A 17,107-nucleotide genomic window follows, 5' to 3' on the forward strand; every position below is an offset into this window, starting at 1 on the left:
TGTCTTCTTCTACTCACTTTCCATAAGCTTAATTGAGGCTATCTGTTGTATGCAGTTAACCTTGTTGGCTGTTTGTCTTTTTTTCCGATATGTTGTTTTTTAATCGTTTTTCATATCGTCACTATCGTTGTCGGATGCTGAGAAGCTGCTCCTGTATTGTATGGGTGTTACGCCAACCACTTTTTTAAATATTTTACTGAAATAAAAGTTATCATGATAACCGACTCGTTTTCCTATTTCGTGAATTTTGTAATTGGAGGTTGTTATCCATGTTTTGGCATGCTCAATTCGAATATGAATCAGATGATCGATAAAATTTTCGTTAGTTTCCTTTTTGAAAAGATGACTCAAATAATTACCGGAAATATGGAGGTGCTCAGCAACCATCTGCAGCGATATGTTTTGGTCATAATGATCATGAATGAATTGTTTAGCTTGGGAAATCAATTTATGGTTATCACCCAAAAGATCCGATATTTTATTGAGCGTGGCAATTAACATCGATAACCAGTCTATGTAATCCTGCAAAACCTGAAATTTTTCTATCTGATTGAAAGGATCATCCTCCCATAAGTCATACAGGGATAAGTCCTTGCTTTTGGAAAATGAAATCAGCATAAAAAGAATCGAAGCGCAAAGTCCCTTGAGACTATCCGGGGAAACTCCTATCAACCCTTGTTGTATAAGCTTTAGCTCATGAATAATAATATCGGTTGATCCCAACGCGCAGGCCTGCTCCAGCTTCATAAAGGTTTCTCCTAGCACGTTGTCGCTCTTGTCCAGTTCGTTCAAATCGTCATTAAAAAAAATAATACTTTCTCGGGGCAAGGCGAATCCGTTTTGCAGCGCTTTTACGGCTTGTCCGAAGCCCTTTTTAATCTCTACATATGATGGCTGCTCTTCGCTGACTCCGATAGTGACCGAAATGTCGAGATACTTTTTTAATGCTGACTGGATTCGTTCGCACAACCTTTTGATTCTAATAGGCAGTTGGACTGAGTCAGGCAGATCACCGTCTGCATAGATGACAACGACTTCCATAGGTTTCGTCGAAAATACATAGCCTGCATGAAAATCGTTAACTATTTCCTGGACAACATTGGTGATGGCATACGTAATGATATATAGATCGTTTTGTTCCTTATACTTTTTGAATACCTCATAGTGGTCGACCTTAACGAGCAGGCAATAAATATGAGCTTGTGGCAGTTCAATTTTCATCAGCTTGAATTGACGGTGAACTTCCTCATTATCTTCAAAATACCCGAATAGCAGCCTGTTAAATAAAGCTTCTCTCATCGACGGCAAATAGCTGTCAATTTCGTTTTCGCTTTTGTTTAGACTGATTTGCTGACTTTTCTCTTGAAGGATCTTTTCCTTGATTTTAATCAAAATCTGCAGCAGATGATCCGGTTCCATTTTTAACTTTAGAATATAATCTTCCGCTCCAAGCTTCATGGCTTCCTTCACGTATTCGAAATCGCCATAGGAGCTTAATACAACAAATTTAGTAGTCATGCCCAGCTCTTTGATTGCTTTAATGAATTCAATTCCATTCAACAAGGGCATTTTAATATCCGTAATCGCAATGTCTGGAAGCAGTTCCTTAGCTAGTTCCAAAGCTTGTTCACCATTTTCCGCTTCCGCCACCACTTCAAACTCATGCTGTCTCCATGGAATTATCGATTTAATACCTACTCGCGCCAAGATCTCGTCATCGATAATCATTACCTTAATCATGTTCTCATAAATCCTCCTTAGCTGTATATTGAACCGGTAACAGCAGTTCTATTTCAGTAAATTCCTGCAGACGACTTCGGATTGTAATCCCATAGGCTTCCCCGTACGTCATTCTCATTCTGTCATTCACATTTTGAATGCCGATTCCATTCAAGCCCTGCCTCGTTTGCTCTGTATTGTGCAGGATTTCCTCGATTCTCTGCTCATCCATTCCCATTCCGTTATCTCTGACCATCATTTGGATATCGTTTCCGACCAGACGAGCTGTAATCTGAATCGTACCGAAGCCAGGCTTAGGTTCAATTCCATGAAAAATTGCATTTTCAACAAGCGGCTGGAGCATGAATTTGATACAAAAACATTGAAGCAGCTGTGGCTCAATTTCAAATACTACGTCAAATTTGTCTTTGTATCTCATTTTTTGAATGCTGAGATAATCCTTTATATTTTGAATTTCATCTTCGATACAAATAAAAGGTTCCACGCTGTTCGTACTATTTTCTAGCAACCTTCCTAAGGTGTCAATCGTATCCTTGATGTTGTCTGCTTTTTGAATGATCGCCATCCAACGGATCGAATTCAAAGTGTTAAATAAAAAATGAGGATTAATTTGTGCCTGAAGCGCTTTATACTCTGCATTTTTCTTCATTTCCTGCTCTTCCAGCACTTTCATAAACAAGATGTGTATGCGGTCGATCATATAATTAAAGCTGTTACTGAGCACGCCAATCTCGTCATCACTCTGGATTTTCGCTTTCGCTACTAATTGCCCTTCTTTTATGCTTCTCATCGTAACGATTAAATCTTTGATCGGCTTTACAAACTTGTAGGCTAATAAGTACCAAATTAATCCCGACACAAGCAAACAAATCAAAAAAACCGTAATCGTTACTTTGAAAATTAATTTATTGTCTTTGATTAGCTCATTGTATGGTAGCGTTTCCATAACCCACCAGCCATAACGACTAATATAATAATAAGCTGTCAGCTGCTTGTCTGCAGTATCGCTATCCAATAAATAGCCTTGCTGCTTTTGTTGACCTTTGATCTGACTGAGGCTTCGCTTCCCTCTATCCAAATCAAAGTCCTCGGATGTATAAACAACCTCATCATGATTATCGATCACTAAAATTTTACCACCCTTTTGGATCGATGAATTTCTAAGCATCTCTTGAAACATCGAATTATCAAAGCTGATATAAATCATCCCGACATTATCGACCATATTCATATCTTTGATCGTTCTTGCCATTGAAATCAGTTGTTTTTTTCCTGCTACCTTACTGGGATCGTTATAATTATCATCTTTACCGACCCAGTATATTTTCCCGTTTAATTGCTCTGCCTCTTCGTACCAAACGTTCGTTTTCATTTCGTTTAAATTTTTTCGGTAAAAGTTCCCGGTTTCCTCACCATACAGCAGGTTGACTCCATTTTCACCCAACACTTGAATCGAGGAAATGTATGAAAAATTACGTGAATGAATGGAATACAAAGAAAAAGCTTCACTCGCCTTAACCATGGCATAATAAGATTCTGGCGTGTTCTCCACAAAATCTTTGGCTAATATTTTTCTGATATCGTTATTAATGTACATATAGCTGGAAATTTGCTCAACCTGCTTCATTTCATTTTCGATTCCATTTTTAATAAAGCCCAGAGATTCAGTCACCGATTCACTTACTTTAGTTTTTAAAATATCAATTGAAATTAAATAAGAGCTGATACCTATAGCTGCTGTTGGAAACACCGTCGCCAAAATTAAATAAAAAAACATTTTCCGCTGAATACTTTTGTTGATAAAGGCTACTACTTTCAATATAAAACCACCTGCTCTCGTTTATTTGCCAAGCCCTAGACAAACACATTATACAGCTTCCTGAATGCCTTCGCTGCTACTTTTGGTTTAGATTTAGTATCGATCAAGGTGACGACTTCCAGGTTATTGGCGAAAATTTCGCTTTGGGACTGTTCGAAATGGCGGCGACATTCTCCTCCGGCAGTTCCTCGAACACATCAAGTTTTATTGAGTAGACACGAATTAAAATGTATAATAGATTAGAGTAACTCTAATTAAATGGAGGAGATTCATACATGTCATATACGGTCAATGATGTTTCCAAAAAAACGGGGATATCTGCTCATACGCTCCGCTTCTACGAAAAACAGGGTGTACTGCCTTATGCAGAACGAAATGATAATGGGGTTCGGTTGTATGATGAGTCCAGTATTGATTGGATTGAAACGATCATATCGCTGCGTTCGACTGGAATGCCTTTAGCTGATATAAAACAATACGTGGATTTGCATAAAGAAGGGGATCAGACTCTACTAGAGCGTAAAAGAATGATGGTCGATCATAAAGTAAGAATCGAGGAACAAATGCTGCAATTAATGAAAACATTAGGCAAAATCAACTATAAGATGGCTTTATACGACGTACAATTACAACAATTGGAAAGAGACTCCTGCGCATTGTGACGCTTCAGCACCCTAACCAACGCATGGGGGAGCATGTACAGATTACAGGGTAATGGTAAATTCGCGATTATATACTTCTTCCTCTGTGTGAACTCGTTCCTTATAGTAAATCTCTTTCTCAGTCATCAACATAACCGTCGAGCTCCGGGTTCCGTAACCTTCGCTTTTAATAAAAATAGGCGAAAGCGTCCGCTCCCATTCCAACGAGACTCCTGTCTGAGGAAGCATTTCATTGGGGGCCGGGTCAGCGGTTTGGAGTAACATCAACAGCTGCTCTGTTAAATCACCTTTATTTTCACTTATTATTGTGGACAAGCCTTCTTTGCCATGCTCGACTTTGGGCCACGCGGTATTTAATAAATGATTACTGACCCCATAAACACCCGGTTTCAGTTGTTGAATCTTATCCTCAATATTCGAATAGTAGTAAAGCTTGTTGGCATCGCCAACCAACAAATTATATCCAGGATATGCATTACGTTTGTTAGCGGCTTCCTGCAAGTAAGATTCAGGCCGCTCATTGTTGATTAAAAAATCCGCCACCAATTCTCCTCGTGAACGTTTGCCGTCCGTTGATTCCTTTGGGTTTCGATAATTCGTTAAAGCTGCAAAACGACCCGCTTTGGTCACTCCCATCCAGGTGCCCATTTTGTTCAAGTCCCTACCTGCCAGCACGTCAGGATGATCCTGCCAATAATGAACGGCAGCTGTCGGTCTGTTGTAAAATTCATCACGATTAGCAGCAACGATAAGCTTATAAGTTTCGTGTGCCTGATAAGCAAACAAAATTAAACACATGGAAATCCCCACTTTCCGAGTGGCAAGAACCAGTCTAACACAGCAGGTTAGCGTTTGGACTGGTTCTTTGCACTATCCTCATTTTTTATTCCAGGTATCCTTCAACGGTACAATACGATTAAATACGAGCCGCTTGCCTGTAGTGAGCTTCTTATCCACGCAAAAATAGCCATGTCGGAAAAAATGAAACTTTTGTTCGGTATGGGCATGTTCAACGAATGGCTCCAGCAATCCATCCTTTACGATAACGCGTGAAGCAGGATTTATCGCTTCTGTCCAATTTCCGCTGCCCTCTTTCGGAACGTCCTGTACAAGCAGCAGCTTCTCATATAGATGAACATCAGCCTTTACGGCATGCGCTGCCGACACCCAATGAATCGTGCCCTTCACCTTACGCCCGTTAAATCCGCTACCGCTCTTTGTGATGGGATCATAGGTGCAGTGAAGCTCAATAATTTCTCCTGAATCCGCGTCCTTGATCACTTGCTCGCACCTGATGAAATACGCTCCCTTCAGCCTGACCTCCGCATTCAGACTCAACCGATGAAAGCCCTTGGGTGGCTGCTCCATAAAATCGTCCCGTTCGATATAGATCGTTTTGGAAAAAGGCACCTCTCTTTTTCCCAGTGTCTCATTCTCGGTATTGTTTTCAACCATTAACAGCTCCATCTCATTGTTCGGGTAGTTGGTGATAACGACCTTTAAAGGCTGTAAAACGGCCATGACGCTAATCGTTTTCGGTTTGAGATCCTGCCTGAGGCAGTGGTCCAGCAGCGAAATGTCTACCGTGCTCTGAGTTCGGATACTGCCAATTTCCTCGATGAAGCTGCGTATGCTTTCCGGAGTGAAGCCCCTTCTTCTTAAGCCGCGGAGCGTAGGCAATCTGGGATCATCCCAACCATCTACGTAATTGCCTTCAACCAGCTGCCTCAAAAACCGTTTACTTGTTACGACACCCGTTAGACTCAACCGACCGAATTCTCTTTGCCGCGGAGGCTCGGGAACTTCAAGCTCCCTGAGAACCCAGTCGTACAAGGGGCGATGGTCTTTGAATTCAATGGAGCATAAGGAATACGTGATACCCTCAATCGCGTCTTGTATAGGATGGGCAAAATCATACATTGGATAGATGCACCAGTCATTTCCTGTTCGGTAATGCTCAGCATGGAGTATACGGTAAATAACAGGATCACGCAGGTTGATATTGGGCGATGCCATATCGATTTTGGCGCGAACAATCTTGGAGGAAGCCGGATAGTCCCCTTGCTTCATTTTCGCAAGAAGCTCCAGATTCTCTTCAATTGAACGGTCTCTATACGGACTGTTTCTGCCCGGCTCCGTCAAGGTTCCGCGAAACTCTGACACTTCCTCTGGCGTCAAATCACAGATATAAGCCTTCCCTTGCCTGATCAAGGTAACTGCAGCGTTATATATTTCATCTGAATAATCCGAGCCATAATAGATATGATCGCCCGGATCGTAACCAAGCCATTGGATATCCTCTATAATCGCGTTCACATACTCGATGTTCTCCTTAAGAGGGTTCGTGTCGTCGAACCGCAAATGAAAGGTTCCGTTAAATCTATCGGCAATCGTATAATTCGTGTGTATGGCGTAGGCGCTTCCGATATGAAGATAGCCGTTAGGCTCGGGAGGAAATCGTGTACACATCTCCCTTCCGAATGTACCCTCCTCAAGCTCCTCAGTAATCAGTCTAAACAAAAAGTTTTCAGTTTGATGCTCGTTCCCGTTAGCCAATATGGACTCCTCCTAATGAACGTGATAAGTGGACAATCAACAAAAAAACTTCACCTCCAAGACAAGTTTTATGTCTCGGGGACGAAATTTTCGCGGTACCACCCCAGCTTCATTAATATGTCGCCATATTAACCTCATCAAGTACGGCATTGCAGACCATGCTTATACTTTAGCTCTATAACGGGAGCTCCCGTCACGCCATCCCCATTGAAGGTTCCGACGCACTGCTCAGAGGCTTGTTTCGGGGACAAGCTCTTGACTCCTTTTCAACTGCCGGAGCTCTCTGTGCAAGAACATTTTCCCTTACTCATCTCATCATCGCTTTTGAATATTCCTTTTATGATATCAAATCATTACCTTTTGTGTAAACCATTATACGTAATGAGTCAACAATGCGCAATTTGTTATCTGAATTCCCTAAAGCTAGCCGATCTGTCGGAATGCCATCATAAACGATATCAGTGCCGCCAAGGAAGCGACGGTCCGTACGTGGTTCCAAGCCGTCCAATTAGCGTTGTAACGAATCCATAGATCGGCGCCTTGGGCACTGCCAGGGTCTACTGCGGCCAGTGCGTCGTTCAGCGGAACGTTGAACACGATGGTTACCAGAAAGGAGCCAATGAGATAGAATATGCTGCCGACAAGCAGATACATCATACCGGCTTCGCCCCATTTGAAGCAGGAGGTGATCGCCAGGACTCCACACGCTAAGGCCGTCCCTCCAAATACGAAGCCAAATAGTGGGTTGAGTATAACGATATTGATGGATTGCATAGCGGCAATACCTTGCGCCGGTGGGAGTCGGACGAGGGCAGTCATTACAAATACTGAAAAAGCAAAAAATATTCCTGCTATCAATCCAGAGCCTACAGTCGAGAACAAGGTCAGGCTATTGATGATCCGGTCGCTCATCTCGAACCTCCCCACACCCCTGTAGCGGCTTGCATTTCGAGCGTAGTCGGCAAAACCCAGGGGTGCCCTTCCCAAGGCCCGCTGGACGCCGTCGTATGTGGGTTCTCCCCATTGAAGACCGGGTCGCCAGAACGGGAACCAATCCTTGCAGGCAAACCAAGCTTCAGCCTCTCATCCACACGACGATCGGTCTTGCCTGTTCCACCAACAATTAAAGTTGGTTGCTTATCCTTGGTAATTGCCCTCTTACCTGTTTCGTTGTTCATCCATCATCTCTCCTTTAGTTAATTTCAAAATATATTTAAATGCCTTATACATAATATTGTTTGCGCAAGCAAATATTATTTAAATAAAGAATGTTGGTTCATTCTATATTTTCAATGCGATCACTCACTTTATACAGATAAAGTGATAATTCATCGCTTTCCTTTTCCCCCAATAAGGCAGCATAACGACCACGAAGGTTATTCCAGCATTCGTTGATTGGCTCCTCTGATGCCTTCCCTTTATCCGTAGCATAAATAAGTGACAAACGCCCATCAACACGGTTCGTAATTAGCCCTTTAATGATAAGTTTTTCAATAAGACGGGTCACCGTTGAAGGTTGAAGATGGAGTATTTCCCCTAACTCTTTTTGTGAAATCCCTTCCTTTTCAAAAACGGCCATCAATAAAAAAGCTGACGTTGGTGACAACCCACTTGCGGCAAACTCATCCTCTGCCATTTTGGTAATCACTCTACCCAGTCTATTCGCGGTAAAATACAGACATTCTTTTAAATAGGTCCCCAGCACGGTTACAACCTCATTTCCGATAAATTGCTTGCGCATACAAATATAATATATTTCCAAAATAATGTAAAGTCCCTATTTCCTGCTTCCTCTAGCCATGTCAATCATCAAGGATCCTGAGAAAGCATTGAAATTGGATAAACACCAAATTGGGCTATTGACCATATCCTATAAAAACTTTAACTAAGGGGTAGATGACGGTAATGAAGCTTACTTTGGAAATAGCTAAAGTATTGTTAGAAGCAGCTGAAAGAAAAGCAAAAGAAATGGGATTGGCTGATGACATCGCTATTGTTGATGATGGCGCTAATCTTATTGCGTTTCATCGTATGGACACGGCCAGGATTGCAGGAATCGATATTGCTCAGAACAAGGCTTGGACAAGTGTAGCTATGAAAATGCCAACGTCGAATTTGGCGCAAGCCGCTCTTCCAGGAAGCCCGTCGTTTGGGATCAATACGACCAATCATGGGAAAATCGTTATTCTTGGCGGGGGGATTCCTCTTATGAAGGATGGACTGATTATCGGTGGAATCGGTGTAAGCGGCGGCACCAGTGCTCAAGATATCGAAGTGGCGAATGCCGCAATACATGTTTTTGAAGCTTTAAAAAGCAAACGGGATTCCGCGGCCATCTCCTATCGTATAGGATCAAATCAGCCTATGTAGTTGGGAAATGAGTTTTGAGCATAAGCCGGCGCTTTCTTCTGATCAGAATCTGATGGGATAGACGCCGGTTATGGTTGTTTCTGTGAACGCCTTACATAAAATGCTGCCTTAAATGTTACAATTCTGGCTCATTCGTGATGCTATCTTCGTCAAAACCTCTCTACTCGTCTCGATTGCAGCTTACTAAATTTGAGAAACTACAAAAAAATGAGTAAACTATAAGTATTAAAGGAGGCGTATCACAATGACAGGTTTAACCAACAACATGGAAATAGGAATCAGTACATTTTTGGAGGCTACGCCGAATCCGGTTACTGGGGAGGTCATCAGCCATGCTGCGCGGATACGCGATGCAGTTGAGGAAATCGTTCTCGCCGATCAGGTCGGTCTGGATGTCTATGGGATTGGGGAGCATCATCGAGCCGATTATGCGGGCACCTCACCTGCTGTTGTATTGGCAGCTGCGGCAGCCATGACCAAGCGGATAAGGCTCACAAGTGCGGTTACCGTGCTATCCTCAGATGATCCGGTTCGCGTCTATCAAGCCTTCTCTACCCTTGACGGCATTTCTAATGGACGAGCTGAAATTATGGCTGGCCGGGGTTCATTCATCGAGTCCTTTCCGCTTTTCGGATACAGTCTGGACGATTATAATGAATTGTTCGAAGAAAAGCTGGAACTGCTGCTTGCAATCAGATCCTCGGAGAAGGTTACCTGGCGCGGCGGCCATCGTCCCGCCATCGATAACCTTGGTGTATATCCCCGGTCTGTTCAAAACCCACTGCCTGTATGGATCGCAAGCGGCGGCAATGCAGAATCTGCTGTTAGGGCAGGCATGCTCGGTCTTCCTATCGCATTCGCGATTATCGGCGGAATGCCTGAGAGCTTTGCTCCGTTAGTCGATCTCTATAAGAAGGCAGCCGCGCGCGCCGGTCATGATCCTGAAAAGCTGCCGATTGCGACACATTCACACGGTTTTGTTGGAGAAACAACCGAGCAGGCAGCCGATTTGTTCTTCCCTTCCACACAAGCCCAAATGAACGTCATCGGGCGCGAGCGTGGTTGGGGTCAGCATTATAACCGAGCTGCTTATGACCAGGCACGCAGCCTTCGTGGTGCCCTCTATGTCGGTGATCCCGAATATGTCGCGGAGAAAATTATTTTGCTGCGCAAAAATTTGGGGGTTACTCGTTTCTTCCTGCATGTGAATGTCGGCACGATGCCGCACCGTGAAGTGATGCGTGCCATCGAGCTGCTCGGAACCAAGGTTGCACCCATTGTTCGTAAGGAACTTAACCGAAACGCGGCAAAGGAATAAGCCATCTTAAATAGGGTACTGAAGCTATCCAACCAGCTGCGCATAAGCAGCTGGTTGTTCATTTAGCTTTAGGGTAATGGCACAATACTAACAGGCTCGATCAAAAGTAATATCTCTCTGACATCATCCGCATCAAACTTACCATCCATATTGCTGTCATACATGGATGAAATTTTCGTAAGTGCTTGAGCAGCACCCATACGCTCTGCTGCAGATCGCTGAATGGTGATAGTGTATGTGCTTTTGCTTGTTCCGTCCTGTGCGATTACCTCAATGCTAATGATATTGCTTCCTACCTGTAGATCGATCGGGCTGCTCGCTTGTCCGACTGATAAAGTGATTCCGTTAACTTTTATAGAAGCAGTACTGTCTTCTGATGAAGCCCTTACCGCTACCGCCTGAACCGCATTACTCACTGAAGCTGTATATACATAGACAGTTTTGTTGAAAGGTTCGACCATAGAAATGCCGTCCAGTGTAAGTCCACTAAGATTAGAATTGCTCCGTAACAAGATTTCTAGTGAAGTTGCGCTTGAAGCACTGCCTATAAAATTGGAATCTCCCGTATATTCGGCTTTAATGGAATGATTGCCAACGCTTAACGAAGAAATCGAAATAGATGCTTGTCCCCCTGATAAGGAAGCAGTGCCAAGTATCGTAATGCCATCCTTGAAAGTAACCATCCCCGTAGGTTCATCTCCATGCACAGATGTCACTAGCGCATTCATTGTAACTGACTCACCATAAGCTGACGAATTGCTGCTGAAAGTCAAGCTTGTGGACGACATCAGCTTATTCACGACTTGGGTGAGTTCTGTCGATGTACTGTCTGCGTGTAAGCTATCCCCCTCATATACGGCTGTAATCGGAGCATGCGTGCCAGCAGATAGTGATGAGGTAGAGAAGGTTGCTGCTCCACCTGTCAGTGCTGCCGTCCCGAGTGGTGTACTTCCTTCTTTAAAGGTAACCGTACCTGTAGTTGGATATCCTCCCAATGATGTAACTGTGGCTATAAAATCAACTGAATTCCCATACGAAGAAGGATTCGCATTGGAGCTCAAGGTGGTCGAAGTAGCAATAGGATTTACAGTATGCTGGAACCCCCCAGACGTACTTCCAATATGAATGCCCTCTCCGCTATAAGCAGCTGTAATCGTGTGAGTGCCTATTGCCAATGTAGATGTCGTGAAGCTGGCAGCAGCACTATGATTTTCAAGAAAACCCCATTCAACCGTAGCTTGGCTATTTCCTTGTCCCCAAAAGGTTATCGTCTGGGCTGATGCATCCACAGTGATCTGCCACAGATAACGAGTGCCTGTTCGTTCCCATTGCTTCACAACCGTGCCGGAACTATCATAGGCAACAATGCCCAGGGAGTCACGATTATCATTGTAGCTAAATGCCCAGTAGGTATAATCGCCCCACTTCACAACGGGACAGTCTACCGAAGTAAAGCTATCGGGTCCTGAATTACAACTTACTTTCATTTCGGAAGGAGCTGCTGTCTGAGAACTCATCGTAGCAACCACAGGTACGGTGCTGGACAAAGTCGCAGTTCCCATTGTTGAGCTGCCGTCTTTAAAAGTTACTGCACCGCTCGGCTGAGTCCCTTGGATAGCAGAATCGGTTACATACGTTGTAAAGGTTACGGAGTTCCCATAAGTTGAATCAGCCACACTGCCGGATATCGTCGACGTGGTTACATTCTGAGCAAAAATCGTATCGGGATGCATACCTGCTATACATACAAAAAATAAAACAAAGCCTATGAATCTTATTCGTTCTATAAAGTTAAAAAATCGGTCCACGTCATAATCCCCCTGAATAAAGATAGTTTCCTCTATTTATTATACAGCATCTTTCACACCATAAATGAAAATATTTATTGACTTTAGGTATACCTGCTTATCCGTTCTCATTGTAATTTCATAGGGCTTGAAGTTTAATTTGGTGTAAAACATCAAAGCTCTTGTATTCGTATTATGACAAACCAAATGTAGTGCCTTCACATGTAATTCGTCCTTTGCAGTGAACATCATAGAACCGATTAAATATTCAGCGGCACCCTTTCCACGAAAATATCGTATTTCTTCTCGTATCCCTTTATAATAGAATGGTTAGCATCTTTTATTTTTGAGCAAGGAGCTTTGCGATGAGTTCTTTTCCTGTATTAAATGATGAGCAATGGTTGAAGCTGCTTGAGCAAGTAGCTCAATCTTTTAATGAAGTGACACTTAGCCGAGGATTTAATTATTTTAAACAGCAGCGTGTAGCCTCTCTGGTGATTACGGAGAATCGTGTGGTACAAGCAAGGGTAACAGGCTCGGAAGACTACAGTGTTAAGCTGTATTTAGACAAGTTCTTGTCCAATACATGTACCTGTCCGGTTCGAACCACCTGCAAGCATCTGGCTGCTGTTATCATGGAGCTGGCTGACCGACTGGGTTATCCGGCTTCCCAAATTGTAAATGCCAATTATCACCTTAAGCGGGCCACTTCGATTATTTCACCAGAGTCGCAGCTCAAGCAGCTGCCAGACATGGATATTAATAGCTGGCATAAGTTTCTGGATCAATATACAGCTCATGTTAAACCATCCTACGATCAGGGAACCTTTACGAACGTGCTGCGGTATGAGCTGCAAAATATCCGCAAGGTAGCTGTTCCTTTTTCGGAAATGGACTTGATCTTTTTTGAGTTGCATCAAGAGTTATTTATCCTGAGGAAAATCAAAGAGCAAACTGCGCAAGGAACTGTAAGTTACTATACTTCGTCTGCATTGTATCGAATGTACGATGAAATCCATGCTTGGTTACACCAAAAGTCAGCACAATTCGACTTCACCCTCGCTGGAGAGCGCCTTAAACAAACTTTAAGTTATGTCAGACAGCAGTTGGCCAAAGAAACTGATCAGAAGTATCTTGATTATGGCCTGTATACGGCGCTGTGGAAATATTGGATAGCCCCCTATCCTGATGCGAAACAATGGGTATTGCAGGAAATAAACGACATAACGCAGCAAACAACCGATTCGATCTCTTCTTCTCTCTCAGCGGCCAAGGCATTCCTGTACCTGCATCAATCAAGAACTAGTGACGCATGGGCGGCTTTAGAAGCGAGTGGTACTTTAAATAAAGCACCGACACGTCTTTTTCTGCCTTTCCTGAATCATATCGCTGCTGCTCGCGATTGGGACAATCTGATTGATTGGTTATTAAGGACGGCCTCATACTTTTATGGCCAAAGAACCAAGGAGCTCGATGCCTATTTGGGTTACTGGAAGGAAGCTGTCGCACATGTTCCTGATGCCGGGAAGCATCTGTGGACCGTGCTGGAAGAAATGCTGCCCCATTCTGCCCAGATTATTGATGAAATGCTGTATGAGCAGCGACAATGGAAGCCTTGGCTGGAAATGCAAATCTTTAAAGGACAAGACCCCCTCTACCATCGGGTCAGCGTCTTGCAGCCAATCGAGAAGGAAGCTCCAGCTCTCCTGCTGCCTTATTATCATCAAGCCATCGAGCATTATGTCTCCCTTAAAAATCGGCATGATTATAAATTAGCGGTCAAGCTGCTGAAGAGACTGGATAAAGTATACAAAAAAATGAAGCAGGCCGAGCGCTGGGACCGCTTTTTCTCTGGATTTATGGAACGACACAGCCGACTTCGAGCGCTGCAAGAGGAACTGAAGAAAGGAAAACTGCTGGAATGAGTACACAATTGTATGAGATGACGCTGCAGGTGATTTTAACGGATAGTGGAGATGCCTTACTCTGGGGACTTCAGAATGGATATGAGGTTGCGGGCGATAAATTCCGTAAAATTATGTTTGCCTGGCACGAACCATCTGTCTACGGAACCACCCTGGAGCTGCGGCAGGCCGGTGAGCTGACCGTAACGGTTCTGCCTGCAGAAATGGTGCTGCCCTTCTTTGCCGATCCGAATTTCATGGACATTATTCGCTGGCAGGGTGGGAATGAAGCTACCGAAGAGCTGCTTGCAGCCGCACCGCGATTATATAGAGAAGCCAAGGAAGGCCGTTATATACCAAGCTACAGCTCATTTCGGAGTGGAAAGCTGCAGTGGACCTGGGAGACAGGATCTGAGCATCTGGAAGAGCTGGATTGGGATACGCTGGCAAGCCTGGATTTGTCAGGCGAAGATATGTCGGGTTTGCGCTCAGCTTTTTCTGCTGCTGTCACAACCGAGCACTATGCAGATGAAGCAGCCGTGTCCGATCTTCGACGGGATTATCCCGCGTTGTTTAGAGGAACTCAAGTTGGAACTGCCTCGACTTCTGCATTTACAGAGGATGAATGGCTTGCAGCACTCGGCTGGAAGCCGGATATGGCTCCCTTCCGTCCCGCTTTACAGCTGCTGGAACCGGATGACGAGCAGTTCGATTGGCGGCTTCGTTTGGTGCTTCAGGATAAGAGCGAAGGCTCGGCAATTATACCGATTCGCTTGGCTGCAGACGGTCAGGCTTCGGGCACATGGGCCAGTGATTGGAGCCCGTATATTCAAGAACGTTCTGGCGGATGGGCAGCCCGACTGAGCGAGGCTCTTCCAAATGTGAATATCGGTGGTGAGCTCTTTGCTGAGCCGCTAACCGATGAAATCGCATGGCGGTTTCTGACCGTAGACAGCCGACAATTACTAAATGACGGCTGGAATGTGATGCTGCCGGGCTGGTGGGAGGCTGCCTCTAAACGGAAGCCGCGCCTACGCGCTCGGGTTACGTCCGAAGCCGGCGGCAAAGGCAAGTCCTTATTCGGACTCAATGCTCTTGTTGATTTCGACTGGCGCGTTGCCATCGGCGATACCGACCTGGATGCAGCCGAATTCGCTGAGCTGCTTGGCCGCAAAGAAAGGCTGATCCGCTTCCGCGGAGAATGGGTTTACCTGGATCCTGCTCTGCTGGAGCAAATTCGTAGGCTCATGGACAGCGTAAATCCGGAGGAAGGCTTATCCTTGCAGGATGTCCTTCAGCTGCATCTGTTAAACGAAGCGGAACCAGCAAAGCCATCAGAGCTTGGTCTGACAACTGAAGCAGATGCGGAAGAAGAAGAAAAGCGGATTCAGTTGGAGGTTGAATTAAACTCGCATCTCTTGGCTCTGCTTCGTCAGTTAGGACAGCCATCGAGCTTAAAAGAGCTGGCGATACCTGATGGACTGCGCGCAGAGCTTCGCGGCTACCAGCGTGAAGGCTTTACATGGCTCAGTTTTCTGAGAAAATTCGGGCTGGGTGCCTGTTTGGCCGATGACATGGGACTTGGTAAAACCGTCCAATTCATTACTTATTTACTTCATCACCAAACAGAATCTGAGTCCCCCTCCCTGCTCATCTGCCCAACCTCTGTTCTTGGCAATTGGCAAAAGGAGCTGGCGCGTTTTGCGCCCGAATTAAAGGTATGGCTTCATTACGGGAAGGGACGATTAAACGGAGAGGCGCTGACTAACGTTTTGAAAGATACAGACGTTGTCATCACCTCTTATACAACTGCACTGTTGGATCAAGAAACCCTGCGTGAGACCGTCTGGAGCTCCCTCTGTCTGGACGAAGCCCAGAACATCAAAAATGCGCAAAATAAACAATCGGCAGCCGTTCGCTCGCTTCAGGCACAACATCGCATTGCGCTGACAGGGACGCCGATTGAGAATCGATTATCAGAGCTGTGGTCTATCTATGATTTCCTTAACCCTGGTTATCTGGGCAACCAGCGAGGATTTCAGCATCGCTTTGCCAATCCTATTGAGAAGCATCACGACGAGGGGGCAACTGCACAGCTGCAGAAGCTTATCAAGCCCTTCATGCTGCGCCGTAAGAAGAAAGATCCTGCCATACAGCTGGATTTGCCGGACAAGCTGGAGATGAAGGTGTATATCAACCTGACCGCCGAGCAAGGAGCCCTCTACGAGCGCGTAGTCAAGGATCTTATGGAACGTATGAAGAATCTGGAGGGCATTGAGCGAAAAGGAGCCATCCTCGCCGTCTTGACCCAGCTTAAGCAGCTATGCGACCACCCCATGCTGCTGCTAAAGGAAGCTGCGCCATCGGGAGAAGCTCTTCTACTCGATGAATACCGTGAAGCGTACATCACGCGGTCAGCGAAGCTGGAAAGGATTGCAGCGATGGTTAGCGAGCTCAGGGATGAGGGTGATTCCTGCTTGATCTTCACCCAATACGTAGGCATGGGCCGTATGCTGGCCGACGTACTGCAGGCTCAGCAGAACGAGCCCGTGCTGTACTTGAACGGCAGCACACCCAAAGCAGAACGCGATAAAATGATTGACGCGTTCCAGGCTGCAGACGGAACAGGTCCGGGTATCTTTGTTCTGTCATTGAAGGCGGGCGGTGTCGGCCTCAACCTGACGGCAGCTAACCACGTGTTCCATTACGATCGCTGGTGGAACCCCGCTGTTGAAAACCAAGCTACGGATCGAGCCTATCGGATGGGACAGAAGCGAAACGTACAGGTGCATAAGTTCATTTCACTGGGCACGCTGGAGGAGAAGATCGACGAGATGCTGGAAAGCAAGATGAGCTTAAGCGAGAACGTAATCTCCACCTCCGAAAGCTGGATTACTGAGTTGTCTAATGAGGAACTTCATGATTTGTTCGCGCTTCGACAAGCTTGGTGA

14 protein-coding genes and 1 other annotated feature are annotated in these 17,107 nt (G+C 45.0%); of the genes, 5 read left to right on the forward strand and 9 right to left on the reverse strand.

Going from position 1 to position 17,107, the window contains the following annotated elements; all coding sequences use genetic code 11:
- Nucleotides 1–99: 99 nt before the first annotated feature.
- Both NST47_RS21195 and NST47_RS21200 read right to left on the reverse strand, forming a co-directional pair.
- Complete coding sequence (locus NST47_RS21195) at nt 100–1,740, reverse strand: response regulator (protein WP_341156904.1); 1,641 nt, start codon at nt 1,738–1,740, stop codon at nt 100–102.
- A 4-nt stretch (nt 1,741–1,744) separates the two neighbouring features.
- The gene (locus NST47_RS21200) at nt 1,745–3,559 is read right to left on the reverse strand and encodes a sensor histidine kinase (protein ID WP_341156905.1); all 1,815 of its coding nucleotides are present in this window, start codon (nt 3,557–3,559) and stop codon (nt 1,745–1,747) included.
- A 275-nt stretch (nt 3,560–3,834) separates the two neighbouring features.
- On the opposite strand from NST47_RS21200, the gene NST47_RS21205 reads away from it, so the two are divergent.
- The gene (locus NST47_RS21205) at nt 3,835–4,221 is read left to right on the forward strand and encodes a MerR family transcriptional regulator (protein ID WP_341156906.1); all 387 of its coding nucleotides are present in this window, start codon (nt 3,835–3,837) and stop codon (nt 4,219–4,221) included.
- 42 nt (nt 4,222–4,263) lie between these two features.
- Here NST47_RS21205 and NST47_RS21210 read toward each other — a convergent pair whose 3' ends face one another.
- From NST47_RS21210 to NST47_RS21230, 5 genes are all read right to left on the reverse strand, one after another.
- Complete coding sequence (locus tag NST47_RS21210) at nt 4,264–5,007, reverse strand: NRDE family protein (RefSeq protein ID WP_341156907.1); 744 nt, start codon at nt 5,005–5,007, stop codon at nt 4,264–4,266.
- 90 nt (nt 5,008–5,097) lie between these two features.
- Nucleotides 5,098–6,777, reverse strand: coding sequence for a glutamine--tRNA ligase/YqeY domain fusion protein (locus NST47_RS21215; RefSeq protein WP_341156908.1), 1,680 nt, complete (start codon nt 6,775–6,777; stop codon nt 5,098–5,100).
- A gap of 74 nt (nt 6,778–6,851) precedes the next feature.
- Nucleotides 6,852–7,105: a binding site (T-box leader), on the reverse strand.
- A 95-nt stretch (nt 7,106–7,200) separates the two neighbouring features.
- Nucleotides 7,201–7,689 carry an anthrone oxygenase family protein gene (locus tag NST47_RS21220; RefSeq protein WP_341156909.1) on the reverse strand — a complete coding sequence of 163 codons (489 nt, stop codon included), beginning with the start codon at nt 7,687–7,689 and terminating at the stop codon, nt 7,201–7,203.
- Nucleotides 7,686–7,955 carry a hypothetical protein gene (locus NST47_RS21225; RefSeq protein ID WP_341156910.1) on the reverse strand — a complete coding sequence of 90 codons (270 nt, stop codon included), beginning with the start codon at nt 7,953–7,955 and terminating at the stop codon, nt 7,686–7,688. Before NST47_RS21225 ends, NST47_RS21220 begins: the two co-directional genes overlap by 4 nt.
- A 98-nt stretch (nt 7,956–8,053) precedes the next feature.
- A complete protein-coding gene (locus NST47_RS21230) occupies nt 8,054–8,518 on the reverse strand; it encodes a MarR family winged helix-turn-helix transcriptional regulator (RefSeq protein WP_341156911.1) in 465 nt (154 codons plus the stop codon).
- Nucleotides 8,519–8,682: 164 nt separating this feature from the next.
- Between NST47_RS21230 and NST47_RS21235 the strand changes: the two genes are divergently transcribed.
- Nucleotides 8,683–9,147: a GlcG/HbpS family heme-binding protein gene (locus NST47_RS21235; RefSeq protein ID WP_445667391.1), complete on the forward strand. Its 465-nt coding sequence runs from the start codon at nt 8,683–8,685 to the stop codon at nt 9,145–9,147.
- Between the two features lie 244 nt (nt 9,148–9,391).
- Nucleotides 9,392–10,465, forward strand: coding sequence for an LLM class flavin-dependent oxidoreductase (locus NST47_RS21240; protein ID WP_341156913.1), 1,074 nt, complete (start codon nt 9,392–9,394; stop codon nt 10,463–10,465).
- Between the two features lie 68 nt (nt 10,466–10,533).
- Here the strand turns inward: NST47_RS21240 and NST47_RS21245 are convergent, their stop codons facing one another.
- Together NST47_RS21245 and NST47_RS37210 are read right to left on the reverse strand one after the other, a co-directional pair.
- The gene (locus NST47_RS21245; protein ID WP_341156914.1) at nt 10,534–12,273 is read right to left on the reverse strand and encodes an Ig-like domain repeat protein; all 1,740 of its coding nucleotides are present in this window, start codon (nt 12,271–12,273) and stop codon (nt 10,534–10,536) included.
- A gap of 39 nt (nt 12,274–12,312) precedes the next feature.
- Nucleotides 12,313–12,564 carry a GNAT family N-acetyltransferase gene (locus tag NST47_RS37210; RefSeq protein ID WP_445667475.1) on the reverse strand — a complete coding sequence of 84 codons (252 nt, stop codon included), beginning with the start codon at nt 12,562–12,564 and terminating at the stop codon, nt 12,313–12,315.
- 53 nt (nt 12,565–12,617) lie between these two features.
- On the opposite strand from NST47_RS37210, the gene NST47_RS21250 reads away from it, so the two are divergent.
- Both NST47_RS21250 and NST47_RS21255 read left to right on the forward strand, forming a co-directional pair.
- Nucleotides 12,618–14,177 (forward strand): SWIM zinc finger family protein, encoded by a 1,560-nt coding sequence (locus NST47_RS21250; RefSeq protein ID WP_341156915.1) that lies wholly within the window; start codon nt 12,618–12,620, stop codon nt 14,175–14,177.
- The gene (locus NST47_RS21255) at nt 14,174–17,107 is read left to right on the forward strand and encodes a DEAD/DEAH box helicase (protein ID WP_341156916.1); all 2,934 of its coding nucleotides are present in this window, start codon (nt 14,174–14,176) and stop codon (nt 17,105–17,107) included. Before NST47_RS21250 ends, NST47_RS21255 begins: the two co-directional genes overlap by 4 nt.

It is taken from the genome of Paenibacillus sp. FSL H8-0034 (assembly GCF_038000305.1).
Taxonomy (GTDB): Bacteria; Bacillota; Bacilli; order Paenibacillales; family NBRC-103111; genus Paenibacillus_S.

Coding starts and splice junctions, on each gene's coding strand:
- NST47_RS21195 (WP_341156904.1), bottom strand. CDS start 1,740: ATGATTAAGGTAATGATTATCGATGACGAGATCTTGGCGCGAGTAGGT.
- NST47_RS21205 (WP_341156906.1), top strand. CDS start 3,835: ATGTCATATACGGTCAATGATGTTTCCAAAAAAACGGGGATATCTGCT.
- NST47_RS21220 (WP_341156909.1), bottom strand. CDS start 7,689: ATGAGCGACCGGATCATCAATAGCCTGACCTTGTTCTCGACTGTAGGC.
- NST47_RS21225 (WP_341156910.1), bottom strand. CDS start 7,955: ATGAACAACGAAACAGGTAAGAGGGCAATTACCAAGGATAAGCAACCA.
- NST47_RS21230 (WP_341156911.1), bottom strand. CDS start 8,518: ATGCGCAAGCAATTTATCGGAAATGAGGTTGTAACCGTGCTGGGGACC.
- NST47_RS21235 (WP_445667391.1), top strand. CDS start 8,683: ATGAAGCTTACTTTGGAAATAGCTAAAGTATTGTTAGAAGCAGCTGAA.
- NST47_RS21240 (WP_341156913.1), top strand. CDS start 9,392: ATGACAGGTTTAACCAACAACATGGAAATAGGAATCAGTACATTTTTG.
- NST47_RS21250 (WP_341156915.1), top strand. CDS start 12,618: ATGAGTTCTTTTCCTGTATTAAATGATGAGCAATGGTTGAAGCTGCTT.
- NST47_RS21255 (WP_341156916.1), top strand. CDS start 14,174: ATGAGTACACAATTGTATGAGATGACGCTGCAGGTGATTTTAACGGAT.